We start from the raw sequence: 12950 nt of genomic DNA, 5'->3' as shown, positions 1-12950 counted from the left end.
GTTAATTCAATTCTTCTAAATATTTTCTAAACAAGAATTTTGCATAAAATCCCGACACTAAAAACATCAACAAAAATCCTAATGCAGCGCCTTCTATTCCATAAGGAGGAATTAGTAATAAATCAAAAGTAATTAGGCTAAAAATTGAAAGTATGGATACTCTAATATTCCAATTGTATTTGCCAATTGCGCTAAATAAATTAAGATAAAGTACGCGAAATAAAATCGCCAAAACAACTGCGACTGTTGTAATAAAAAACACTTTATCTCCCTCTAAATAAGATTCGTTAAAAAATAATTTGATCAACCAATCTTTGAGAAAATAACTTCCTATAAGCATTATTAATCCTATCGGGATAAAAAGTTTATAATAATTTTTAATATAAAACTTCAAAAAGTTTTTATCCTGACAATTCTGGATAATTCGAGGAAAATCCGTTTGAAATAAAATGGTCGGAAGAAATAATAAATTCATCGGAAGGATAATCGCAACCTTATATAAAGCAATGTCTTTATCAAGCATAAATAACGCGATCATCGCAATATCAATCGAAAATAATAATTCGGACGCAAAATAAGCCAATGATTCCATTCTTCCATATCGCCACATTTCTTTCCAATTCATCGATTCCAGTTGATTAACTGCTTTCTGTATCATACTTTTTGAATAAAAAAGTAAACTCAAAAAAGGAGCAATTGCTAAGGAAATCATATAACCTATCAGACCAAAATAAAAAGTCAAAATAAAAGTGAGTAACAACCCAAAACAATTGATAAAAATATTTAGAGAAGCAAACTTTTTATTATTTCCATTAATTCGATAATCGATGGTTAAATGCGCGTGAAAAAAAAGACCAAAAAGTCGAATTGCAAACAAAAGAATAATCCACTCCAAATGTTCAAATTTTAGCACATATAAATTTGCAATAAGTATAAAAAGAATCGATAAAAAGAATTGATATACAATACCATTACGAAGTAGTTTTCTGCTCAAATCTCGACGAATAAGTTCATCTTCTTCGGAAGAACCAAATTTCATCAAAACCTGCAACGAACCAAAACCATTCCATGGTGACATAAAAGCAACTATTGAGGCTATAAGTGTTATTCGACCAAATTCATCTTGCGGAATCATTTTAACAATAAAAATGGTATTGATTAATAGCACAAATTTCCCTATCAAAAAAGATAAAAAAACATAGAAGCCGTTGTTCTGTAAAAATGATTGTAAGAATTTGATTAAATCTTTCATTTCACAACTTGAGTATAAATTTCATTATAATGTTCGGCAATTTCTTCTTTAGCAAATAGCTTTCTTGCATAGTCATTCATCTTTTCAGCTTCTGCAAATTTCTTCCCTTTTATAACCTCAATCATCGCTTCAAACAATTGATCTTCATTTTCAGATTCGATTAAAATTCCAAAATTATTCGGAAAAAACTCTTCAATACCACCAACTTTCGTCGCAATTAATGGTAATCCTGTCGCAAAAGCTTCTGCTTGTACACAAGGTTGGTTTTCGAATCGACTAAATAACACAAAACAATCTGCATCATTCATCTTCTGATTAACTTCATGATGTTCTAATCGTCCAAAAGTTGTGATATAATTTTCTAACTTATGTTCTTTTATAAAATGTATAATTGGCGTTAAATCACCATTTCCTCCTATATAAAATTTAAACGAATAATTGTTTTCTGCTAATCTTTTTGCCACATTCAACATGCCTGAGATATTTTTGTGTTGATCACCTAAATGTGATAAATGCAAAAAACGAATTTCGTTAGAATTTAAATCTAATTTGTAATCAAATCTTTCTAAATCAACAACATTTGGAATTACTTGATAAGAAACTTTATGATTAATCTTTTTTATAGATTCTCCTAAATGAGTGGAAACAGGTAAAACTATATCAACAAAATTAAGAATTTTCTTAATCGCCAAGCGCTTATAAAACGGAAGTTGAATAAATTTATTCGGATGCAAATTCGTCCAATGTTCTGTTAAAATAACAGGTTTTTTATATTTTATTTTTAAGTAGGTTGATAATAAACCCGCTGGATAAATAACATTCAAGTGAATTACATCAAAATGATTAACCAAAGCAATACCCTTTAGAAATGCTCTAATTTGTTTAATCAAATTAAACGGACTGAAAAAAGATGGTTTAAAATAAATAATTATCTCTCTTACATTTTCATTGATATTATCTGTAATCTCAAAATCAGATTTCAAATTTTGGTCCTTAATTGCATGTACAAGTGTTACATTATTTAAAGTAGATATTGCTCTTAAATGGCGTTGTATAAAATCTCCATTATCTAAAAGTACACGACTTGGGTACCAAGAAGCCAAAGCTAATATATCTTTTCGCAAATTATTCACCTTACTTTTTATATCTCTTAAGTTCTTTCATTACAAAGTATAACTGAACTAAATAGCCAACTCCGGCAAAGAAAGAATATAGGGATAACGTTAAAAGTATATTTTTATTTAAACCGCCAATCACACAAGTTGTAATTGTGACCAAAACAAGGTAAATATTAAAGTATAAGGCGTAATGATTTTTCTTGATAACCACTACAATTTGTTGAATAGGATTCATCGCCGAACGACATAAAATCCAAAACGAAAGAATCCACGTCATAATATGCAAACCTCGCCATTCTGGACCAAGCATCCATTCGAGAATAAAAATTCCAATAAAATTCATCAACAAAAGAAAAACAGCAATTGCAGCAACATTATACACAATCACTTTTTTTGACAAATCATACAACTGGTGCGCTCTATGATCAATCATTGAAGCTGATTTTTGAAAGAAAACCTTCGAAATCGAATTGGATAACAAAACCAATGGAACAACCAAAACTTTAGATGCATTTCCATAAAAACCTGCATCTTCTTTCGTAAAATAAAACAACAACAAAATCGTCATTAGATTATTCGCAATCACATTCAGAGATTCTGATGGTAATGTATACTTTATAATCTCTTTATTTTTTGAAATTGTTTTTTTTGCTAAATTAAAATCAATCGAAGAAAATCGCCCTTTGGTAATCGAAAAATAAAACACACAAGATAAAACTGTCCCGAAAATAGTTCCATAAATCAAACCTGTTTCTTTATAGCCCATCCAATAAAAAATGGCCTGAAAAACAACTGAAAAAACTGCATTAATCACGACTCCTGTTGAAATGCTTTTGAATAATTTATACTTAGTAAACAACGTATTTTGAACATTGTTCCAAGCTGTAAACAATCCTGCAACGCAACTTAGAAAAACAATAAATAAGGAGGTTTTGAACGTGAAAATTTTTTCTAAAACAGCGTAGCCTAAAAAGAATAAAATCGTTACAACGCTACTCACTAATAATAAGGTCGTGAACAAATTTCGAATTGCTTTAGACGATTTCGAAATCACAAAAATATTCTCCAAACGAAATGTTGTCAAAATAGAAAGAATCGCAACAAAACCTAAAAAAGCATTGTAAGTACCTGATGCTTCTGGTCCATAAATTCTTGCCAAAATTATTCCTCCAACAAGCATTATCGCTTGCGCAATCGTGTTCCCAGCAAGCAAGGACAAAACACCTTTTGCATTCTTCGTTTTAAATTTTTCTAACCTTGTTTTCAATTGATGTAATCTTCATCAGCAAATCTACATAAAATCCTTAGCTTTGCATTTATGAACACAATAAAACACGTTTTTTTCGACCTTGATAATACACTTTGGGATTTTAGAAAAAATGCAAAATTCGCTTTAAAAGAACTATATATAAAATACGATGTTGAAAACCGATATGGTTTTTCATTTGAAGAATTTCACCCTTTTTACCACGATAGTAACGAAAGTCTTTGGGCTTTAATTCGTGACAAAAAAATCACAAAAGAAGAATTAAGAGCAAGACGTTTTAAAGACGCTTTTGATAAATTAGGTATCGACAATGATGCTTTGGCGAAAATTTTCGAAGAAGAATACATGGAAACGATTACCAATTATAATGAAGTAGTAGATGGTGCAATGGAATTGTTAGATTATTTGAAACCAAATTACAACCTACATATCATTACAAATGGTTTTATCGAAGTCTCAAAACGTAAAATTGAAACATCAGATTTAAACGGTTATTTTGACACAGTTACCTATGCTGATGAAATCAAAATTTTGAAACCAGATCCTCGTATTTTCTCTTTAGCAATGGAAAAATCTGGCGCTAAAAAAGATGAGTCAATTTATATTGGTGATGATTGGATTGCGGATGCAGTTGGTGCAAAAGCATACGGAATGTCAGCAATTTTCTTTGATCGATTAGAAGAAAACTTCTCGATGGATGACGTTCCAACGATTACTCATTTGGATGAAGTAAGAAATTATTTATAATATACAACGGTTCAGAAAATTCTGAACCTTTTTTTTATTTTCTACCTTTAAAATCTTCCATCGAATCATAAATACCAAAAACATCCCCCATCACAAAATCATATACCTTATTTGGTAACAAAGCTTGCGATAACCGAACAAACCAATATGGAAGAGGCATAGGAGTTCTTAATTTTCCTTTCTCGATATTCGAAATAATTTTACTTGAAGCTTTTTCAGGATCAAGTATTGGGACAATGCGAGATTTTACCCCATCAAACATTCCTGTATTGATATAAAATGGCATGACACAATTTACAATCACCTTGCTTTTTTGTTGTTTCATTTCGAGACTCACCGTTTCCGTAAAACCAACTATTGCCCATTTACTCGCTACATAAGCAGCCATTTTTGGAGTTGAAGTTAATCCAGCCATCGACGCAATATTACAAATCACACCTGTATTTCGTTTCACCATTTCGGGCAAAAAAGCATGCGTCAACACCATAACCGCATTTACATTAACATTCATCGTTCGGTTAATTTCTTCTAAGGTATGATCAATGTAATTTTTACCAACAACAATACCCGCATTGTTAATTAACACATCAATAGATTTATTATCATTTTTAATTTTTTCGATTGTTGATAAAAGCTCTTCTTGATTTGACAAATCTACCTGATAAGCAGAAATTGGAATATTAAAATGAGAAAACTCTTCTTTTACTTGGTTAATTCCAGCTAAATTATAATCAAGCATCACCAATTCTTGCGCACCTTTTTCTAACACTTTTCTGCTCATTATCTTTCCAATCCCAGAAGCAGAACCAGTAATCAAAACTATTTTATCTTTAAAATTAAATTTCATTATATCAATAATTTAATCATTTATAATTCACTATTCACGTTTGCTTTTACCATAAAAATAAGCATTCTCTTTTTATTATAAAATAGTAGATAAGCGTAATTTTTTTCTTTTGATCTATTCAATGTATTTAAGAAGATAATTTTGAAGGAAATATATTTTAAAAATTTATTACAAATTCTTTGCAAAATTAAAAATAGTCTTTATATTTGCAGTCCAAAATAAGAACAATCGTTTCTTATCAGGAATGGCCGAGTGGCGCAACTGAATAGCGCACTTGATTACGGCTCAAGAGGTTACAGGTTTGAATCCTGTCTCGGTCACAAAAGCAAAAGCTCATCAAAATTTGATGAGCTTTTTTGTTTTAATACACTTCTGTTTCTTGTGGAATTTCCTCTAATTTTTTCTTTTGTTTTGACATAAAAAAGATACAATTCCCGAACCAGGTTAACCAAAAAATATAAAATCCAAAATGAAATGTTTTCTTTAGTAATCGATGCGATGTTTCTGTGAAATCATAATATGTATAAATTAATCCTATTATTCCTATCGAAAGAAAGATGAATGGCAATAACAATTGTTTCAAACGTTTGGTTGTTTTCATTTTCCAAACAGATAACACCACAAAAATTATCGCTTGAATCGCAAATAATAAAAGTGCTGTTTTCCACCACGATTTTAGAATAGTGTATTCGTTGTAAATAATCGTGATTCCGACTTTTCCGATGAATGACATTTTCGAAATCATGATTCCAGAAAGCAAAGAAGAAAAAGCTAAGATTAGTAAATGTATAATTTTGTTTTTCATTTGATTTAAATCAAAAAGTTAAATAAATTAATTGTTTAAATATCGTCTAAGTTCTCGATACGATTCTTGTCAGAAACACCAGAACTGACGAAATCATCGTAATAAAAATATTAAATAAGTTATTCCAATTATTAAACCAATCAGAACTGGAATTCCGATTATTAAATTATAAAAATCATTCGTAACAGATTCTGAATTTGAGAATTCATCAAATTTCAGTTTAGGTTTAAAGATTTTAATGATAATAAATCTTATTGTTAATCCTATAAAACCTCAAATAAATTCAAAAAGAATATATCAAAAATTTCGAAAATCACTTGCATACAAATAATTTATATCCTAATATAATCAAAAAAAAGCCTTGCAAATGCAAGGCTTTTAAATATTTTAAAGAAATTGATTCTTATAAGTTAATTGAGAAATCCATTAATTCGTGGAATTTTCTTAATCTATCGATTAAACCTTCTCTATCTAAAGCTTCTAAAGATTCAGTTCCGAATTTTTCACAAGTTACAGATGCTAAAGCAGATCCATAAACGATTGCACGTTTCATATTATCGAAAGAAAAATCATTTGTTTTTGCTAAATATCCTGAGAATCCTCCTGCGAATGTATCTCCTGCTCCTGTTGGATCAAAAACATCTTCTAATGGTAAAGCTGGAGCAAAGAAAACTTGTTCGTCTTGGAACAATAAAGCACCGTGTTCACCTTTTTTGATGATAACCGTTTTAGGACCAAATGTCATAATTTTTTTAGCTGCTTTTACTAAGCTGTATTCTCCTGACATTTGACGCGCTTCTTCATCATTAATAGAAATCACATCAACATCTTTGATGACATCCATTAATTCATCCCAAGCACAATCCATCCAAAAGTTCATTGTATCTAAAACCACTAAACCTGGACGTTGATCTAACTGCGTTAAAACTCCTTTTTGTACCAATGGATGTAAGTTACCTAACATCAAAACATCTGGAGATTTGTAAGTTTGAGGAACAACTGGATTAAACGTTTCTAATACATTCAATTCTGTAGCTAATGTATCACGTGTATTCAAATCGTTGTGGTATTTTCCTTCCCAGAAGAATGTTTTTCCATCTTTTACGATTTCCATTCCATCTAAATTGATTCCTTTCGAACGTAATAAATCAATGTATTTTTGAGGAAAATCCCCTCCAACAACTGAAACAATAGCTGTATCTACGCCTAATAGAGAAGACGCCATTCCGATATATGTAGCGGCACCACCTAAGATTTTATCTGTTTTCCCAAAAGGAGACTCTAATTTATCAAAGGCAACTGTACCAACTGTTAATAAACTCATTTTGTATATTCTAAATTAAATAGTTTGCAAATGTATTGAATTGATTTGAATTAAGGCATAATGCCTATTTATTATTTTTAATTTAATCCCTTCTTAACTGCTTGTCCATTAAAAAATTACGATTAAATTATCACAAATATTTATAAAGCATTAGCTAAATCTGTAAACGCAACCTCTGTTTGTTCACCAGAAATCATGTCTTTTACTGTTGCTTTTTGTTCTGCAATTTCTTTCTCACCTAAAAGAATTACTTTTTTAATTCCTTTTTTATCAGCATATCCCATTTGCTTTTTCATTTTCGCATCATCAGGATAAACCTCCGTATTAATACCTTGTTGACGTAATTGTTTCACCAATTTCATCGCAACTGTAGCTTCTGTTTTTCCGAAATTAATGAACAATGCCTGAATATTTGTTGAATCTTCTAAAGCAGGAAATAGATTATTTTCTTCTAAAACTAAATAAATACGATCTAAACCAAACGAAATTCCAACACCAGAAATATCTTTCAGACCAAAAATTCCAGTCAAATCATCGTAGCGACCTCCACCACCAATAGATGATGAGAATTCTCCGATTTTTGCTTTTACTTCAAAAATGGCTCCAGTATAGTAATCTAATCCTCGTGCTAAAGTTAAGTTCAAGAATAATTCGGCAGATTGTAATCCTAAATTTGCTGTTTGCTCAAAAACAAATTCTAATTCTTCGATACCTTTTAATCCAGTTTCAGACGATTTTAAAATATCTTTTAACTGCGCAAATTGCGTTTTATAATCTCCTTTCATAGAGAATAAAGGTGACAAAATATCGATTGCAGCTTCCGAAATTCCTTTTCCTCGCATTTCTTCTTTTACCGCTTCTTCCCCAATTTTATCTAATTTATCCAAAGCAACTGTAAAATCAATCAATTGAGCCGAAATATCTGCTACTTCTGCTAAACCAGATAAAATTTTACGGTTATTGATATGAATTTCAACTGGCGCTTTCAGTTCTGTAAAAACAGTATCGTATAACTGAACAAAATCAACCTCTTGTAACAGAGAATCTGAACCTACAACATCCGCATCACATTGAAAAAACTCTCTGAAACGCCCTTTCTGAGGACGATCTGCTCGCCAAACAGGTTGAATTTGGTAACGTTTGAACGGAAATGTAATCTCATTTTGGTGTTGTACTACGTAACGTGCAAAAGGCACTGTTAAGTCGTAACGCAACGCTTTTTCTGAGATTTGAGATGTGATTTTTTGACTATTTCTATCTGTTAATAATTGTTCATCAACTTTCGCTAAATAATCACCAGAATTTAAAATCTTAAAAATTAATCGATCCCCCTCTTCTCCATATTTCCCTGTTAAGGTTGATAAATTTTCGAATGATGGAGTTTCGATCGGAGAAAATCCGAATAACACGAATTGTTTTTTAATCGTGTTGATAATATATTGACGACGATTCACTTCTAAAGGAGAGAAATCTCTTGTTCCTTTTGGAATCGATGGTTTTTGAATGGCCATTTTTCTAAATCTTACTTATAAAGATACAAAAATACATCATTTTGATTTTTAACCCGACATTTTAGGAATAAATCATTGATTTAAAAAATATTTATCTGTGCATCACATTTTATTGCATCATTTTTGAACAAAATCTTTTCTCGAATTGATGATTTTAATAAAAAAGAGGTAAACTTCAAACTTCATCCATCGTAATTCTAATTCGTAAATTAAATCGTAATTTTGCCTTATGTATTTAAAAGAACTTAAAGCAAGACAATTCAAGAATTTTGATGAAAATAATTTCGAATTTTCCTCAAAAATTAATGCATTTGTGGGACAAAATGGAAAGGGAAAAACCAATGTGTTGGACGCGATTCATTATTTGGCTTTAAGCAAATCGTATCTCAACCATTCGGATGCGATGAACATACAATTTGATTGTGATTTTTTTACATTAGAAGGCACTTTTGATAAGAATGAAGCAGATGATGTTATTTTCTGTTTGGTTCGTTCTGGTCAACCCAAACAACTAAAACGAAATTCGAAGTCATATGATCGTATATCGGATCATATCGGTCAATATCCTTTGGTCATGATTTCGCCTTATGATAGCGATTTAATCAAGGAAGGAAGTGAAGTTCGTCGAAAGTTTTTGGATAATATTATCTCGCAATCGAACAAGCAATATTTAGCTGATTTAATGCGATACAATAAAGTATTAGTCCAACGAAATGCTTTACTAAAATATTTTGTTGCCAATAATACGTTTGACGCTTCATCGTTAGAAATTTATGATGAAGAGTTGATTCATTTGGGTAAAAAAATACACGAAACTCGAAAAGAATTTATAAAAACTTTTTTAGACGCTTTCCTAAAATATTACAACGAAATTTCGGAAGGACGAGAAAAAGTAAATATCGAATATGTTTCGCAATTAAACGATGCACCTTTTGAAAAGGTTTTAAAAGATGCTTTATACAAAGATCGTTCGGCTCAATATTCGACAGCTGGAATTCATAAAGATGATTTGTTGTTTACGATCACCAATTATCCCATCAAAAAATTTGGTTCGCAAGGTCAACAAAAATCCTATTTAATTGCGTTGAAATTAGCTCAATTAGAAGTGATAAAAAATTCGCTCAACATTACACCTTTGTTATTATTGGATGATATTTTTGATAAATTAGACGAACATCGTGTAACACAATTGATTAAATTAGTGAACGAAGAACGTTTTGGTCAAATTTTTATTACCGATACACATCCCGAAAGAACTGAACAAATCATCAAACAAATTAACGCTGAAAGTAAAGTTTTCCGACTATGAAAAAGTATGAAAAACGAAGTAATCAACAAACGCCTGTTCAAGCTTTAGAGCATTTCATTAAACAAAATGGAAAAGAAGAATTGATTTGGGAAGTGAAGGCTGAAGAAGCTTGGCGTACTGTTATGGGCAAATTTTTTGAAAAATATACCGATCGTGTTGAAGTAAGACAACGTACTTTATATGTTAAAATTAATTCCCCTGCAATGCGTCATGAATTGATGATGGGAAAATCTAAAATCATTGCAAATATTAATGAGGAAATCAAAAAAGATTTTTTGGTTGATGTAAAAATTTATTAGAAAATGCCTTACATAGAACACTCAAACTATCCGAAACCCAGTTTTCTGAATCGAAATTCGCATTATTCTACGATCTATCCTGCTAAATTTAAAAAATATCCCGTTCCAACCTATACACGAGAAAAAATCGCCACAGAAGATGGTGATTTTTTGAATTTGGATTGGCGTTTTCAAGAAAATAAAGATCAATTAATCATACTTTTTCATGGTTTAGAAGGCGATTCGAAACGAACCTATCTAAATTCGTGTTCAGACTTCTTTTATAAAAAAGGCTTCAATATTTTGGCTTGGAATCATCGTTCGTGTGGAGGTGAGATGAATAAAACATTGCGTTTGTATCATCATGGTTCGATTGACGATGTTCATTGTGTGATTGAAAAAGCAATAAACGAAAATTATAAAAATATTTATTTGATTGGCTATTCGATGGGAGGAGCTTTGGTGTTAAATTATTTGGGTAATTACACCATCGATGAACGTATAAAATGTGGGGTTATTTTTTCTGCTCCAATTTCGCTGAAGTCTTGTGCAGATGAATTAAAGAAATTTCCTAATACTGTTTATTTCAAAAACTTCAAGAGAACACTTGCACAAAAATTTGCAGAAAAAGCCAAACAATTTCCTGGAAAAGTGAATGAAGAAATGATTGATAAAATCAAAACTTTTGATGAAGTCGACGATTATTTTACAGCGCCAATGCATGGTTATCAAAACAAAGAAGAGTATTATACCAAGGCTTCTCCAGCAACTGTTTTGAACCGTATCACAACACCTTGTTTGATTGTAAATGCTGCAAATGATCCTTTTTTGGGGGATGAATGTTATCCTATTGAGCGATTAAAAAATCATTCCTACTGCACTTTCGAAATGCCAAAATACGGTGGGCATTGTGGTTTCCCATTAGAAAACAATAAACATTCTTGGACTGAAGTTAGAGCTTGGGAGTTTGTCGGAAAATATTAATCGAAAAATAATAAATAAAAAAAACCTCGAAGCAAGCTTCGAGGTTTTATATTATTTTAATAGTATTAATCTTCCCATCCTGGGTTTTGAACCATTTTTCTATTTAAGTTCATTGAAGATTGAGGAATAGGTAATGTCATAATTCTACTATTTGCTTCAGTTGTACAATTACCAAAACAGTTAGTATTTTTAATAATACCTAAATTATTACGTTTCAAATCTAAGAAACGTTGACCTTCACCAAAAAATTCCTTATTCTTTTCTGTCAATAAAGCTGTTAAAACATCTCCAGAATATGTAGTACCACCACGTTCTGTAGCAAAAGCATTAATTTCTGATAAAGCTTGTGCGCTTTGTCCAGACTTAATCATCGCTTCCCATTTTACAAATAACGCATCTGTCATACGGAACACTTTAATGTTCTGAGTAAACTTAGTTCCATCAGATAACAATGGATATTTTGCTAATCTCACTCCATTTGGATCATCATTTGTAGGAACACCAGTTGTTTTCATCAAGGATTTTCTTACATCCCCATCATTAAACATATTATATACTTCTCTTCTTACTAATAGAGATGGATGACTCCCTGTCTCAGCATAAAAAGTTGATAAAGCTTCATTTACTTGTGGGTTATTTGCAGGTGATTGTTTTGCTTCCCAAATAGTTTCAGGCTGATTTTCAGTTACCCCTGAAGATTCAGAAGTAAAATATGTTACATAATCATCTTTCGAAATCAACTTATAAACAGAAGGTGATTTAGTTAATACATCATTCGCTAAATCCATAGCTTTCTGATAATCTCCAGTTGCTCCTCTAGTTAAATATACTTTAGATAGTATAAATTTAGCCACAGTATTAGAAAAATATCCTTTATCCTTTGGAGTCTCATTCTCAGTAACAATACCCGCTTCTAAATCTTTTATTACCTGATCATAAGATTCTGCTATTGTTAATCTTCCATAAGTAGCAGTTGGATCATAATTACCTGTATAAATTGGAATTCCTAGCTCAGGATTTTTATTGGCTGTTGGATTTGCTGTATAATAATTCAATAAATAAAAGTATGATAAACCTCTACCTATATGTGCTTGAGCTTTTAATTGCTTAACATTAGAAGATTCTGCTATTGTAGAGTTAAGTACATCATTAGCTGCTGCTACAGCATCGTACAATCTATCCCATATAGCAAAATCACTACCAGAAGCATTCCATGACATTGCATTTGTTGTTCTGAAATACCCGTCATTAGTTTCACTAACAAAAACATTAGACGAAATTAAATCTCCAAAAACAAGCAAGTCAGCACCAAAAGCATCACTATTAGCCAATTTAGCAAACATTCCGTTCACAGATTTCTCCATCTTATCTTCACTTGTTACAGGAGACTCCCCCGGTGTAACAACATCACCATCAACTGGTTTTTGATCTAAAACATCATCACTACAAGAAAAAACTAAAGCAGACAATGTAAAAGCAACTAATATTTTATTAAAATTTTTTTTCAT

General features: G+C 31.0%; 12 protein-coding genes and 1 tRNA gene. 5 read left to right on the top strand and 8 right to left on the bottom strand.

The window, feature by feature from the left end:
• Position 1 precedes the first annotated feature (1 nt).
• From IF125_RS09440 to IF125_RS09430, 3 genes are read right to left on the bottom strand one after another with little or no spacing between them, the layout of a single operon-like run.
• Positions 2 to 1252 carry an oligosaccharide flippase family protein gene (locus tag IF125_RS09440; protein WP_225540624.1) on the bottom strand — a complete coding sequence of 417 codons (1251 nt, stop codon included), beginning with the start codon at positions 1250 to 1252 and terminating at the stop codon, positions 2 to 4.
• On the bottom strand, positions 1249 to 2376 hold the full coding sequence (locus tag IF125_RS09435; RefSeq protein ID WP_225542308.1) for a glycosyltransferase: 1128 nt from the start codon (positions 2374 to 2376) through the stop codon (positions 1249 to 1251). Before IF125_RS09435 ends, IF125_RS09440 begins: the two co-directional genes overlap by 4 nt.
• A 10-nt stretch (positions 2377 to 2386) precedes the next feature.
• Entirely contained in the window at positions 2387 to 3637 is a 1251-nt protein-coding gene (locus IF125_RS09430; protein WP_171623814.1) for a lipopolysaccharide biosynthesis protein, read from the bottom strand.
• Positions 3638 to 3688: 51 nt separating this feature from the next.
• Here IF125_RS09430 and IF125_RS09425 point away from each other — a divergent pair, with 51 nt between their 5' ends.
• Positions 3689 to 4384 (top strand): YjjG family noncanonical pyrimidine nucleotidase, encoded by a 696-nt coding sequence (locus IF125_RS09425; RefSeq protein WP_171623815.1) that lies wholly within the window; start codon positions 3689 to 3691, stop codon positions 4382 to 4384.
• 34 nt (positions 4385 to 4418) lie between these two features.
• Here IF125_RS09425 and IF125_RS09420 read toward each other — a convergent pair whose 3' ends face one another.
• A complete protein-coding gene (locus IF125_RS09420; RefSeq protein ID WP_225542307.1) occupies positions 4419 to 5231 on the bottom strand; it encodes an SDR family NAD(P)-dependent oxidoreductase in 813 nt (270 codons plus the stop codon).
• A 246-nt stretch (positions 5232 to 5477) separates the two neighbouring features.
• Here IF125_RS09420 and IF125_RS09415 point away from each other — a divergent pair.
• A tRNA-Arg gene (locus IF125_RS09415) sits at positions 5478 to 5551 on the top strand.
• Between the two features lie 41 nt (positions 5552 to 5592).
• On the opposite strand, the gene IF125_RS09410 is transcribed toward IF125_RS09415, so the two are convergent.
• The 3 genes from IF125_RS09410 to hisS all read right to left on the bottom strand — a co-directional run bounded on the left by IF125_RS09410 (position 5593) and on the right by hisS (position 8871).
• Positions 5593 to 6036, bottom strand: a complete 444-nt coding sequence (locus IF125_RS09410; protein WP_225540583.1) for a hypothetical protein — start codon at positions 6034 to 6036, stop codon at positions 5593 to 5595.
• Between the two features lie 403 nt (positions 6037 to 6439).
• Positions 6440 to 7360 (bottom strand): PfkB family carbohydrate kinase, encoded by a 921-nt coding sequence (locus IF125_RS09405; RefSeq protein ID WP_171623264.1) that lies wholly within the window; start codon positions 7358 to 7360, stop codon positions 6440 to 6442.
• 140 nt (positions 7361 to 7500) lie between these two features.
• Entirely contained in the window at positions 7501 to 8871 is a 1371-nt protein-coding gene (hisS, locus tag IF125_RS09400) for a histidine--tRNA ligase (protein WP_225542306.1), read from the bottom strand.
• Positions 8872 to 9100: 229 nt separating this feature from the next.
• On the opposite strand from hisS, the gene recF reads away from it, so the two are divergent.
• Genes recF through IF125_RS09385 form a run of 3 tightly spaced genes read left to right on the top strand, consistent with a single transcriptional unit; the run spans position 9101 to position 11442 of the window.
• Complete coding sequence (recF, locus tag IF125_RS09395; protein ID WP_171623266.1) at positions 9101 to 10180, top strand: DNA replication/repair protein RecF; 1080 nt, start codon at positions 9101 to 9103, stop codon at positions 10178 to 10180.
• Positions 10177 to 10479 carry a DUF721 domain-containing protein gene (locus tag IF125_RS09390; protein WP_225542305.1) on the top strand — a complete coding sequence of 101 codons (303 nt, stop codon included), beginning with the start codon at positions 10177 to 10179 and terminating at the stop codon, positions 10477 to 10479. The genes recF and IF125_RS09390 overlap by 4 nt, the downstream gene beginning before the upstream one ends.
• 3 nt (positions 10480 to 10482) lie before the next feature.
• Positions 10483 to 11442, top strand: coding sequence for a YheT family hydrolase (locus tag IF125_RS09385; protein WP_225542304.1), 960 nt, complete (start codon positions 10483 to 10485; stop codon positions 11440 to 11442).
• Positions 11443 to 11507: 65 nt separating this feature from the next.
• Here IF125_RS09385 and IF125_RS09380 read toward each other — a convergent pair whose 3' ends face one another.
• Positions 11508 to 12950: a RagB/SusD family nutrient uptake outer membrane protein gene (locus IF125_RS09380; RefSeq protein WP_225542303.1), complete on the bottom strand. Its 1443-nt coding sequence runs from the start codon at positions 12948 to 12950 to the stop codon at positions 11508 to 11510.

The sequence above is a fragment of the Empedobacter stercoris genome (assembly GCF_020281205.1).
GTDB classification, from domain to species: Bacteria; Bacteroidota; Bacteroidia; order Flavobacteriales; family Weeksellaceae; genus Empedobacter; species Empedobacter stercoris.
The sequence above is the reverse complement of the archived record's forward strand: the minus strand, read 5'-3'. Positions and strand labels throughout refer to the sequence as shown.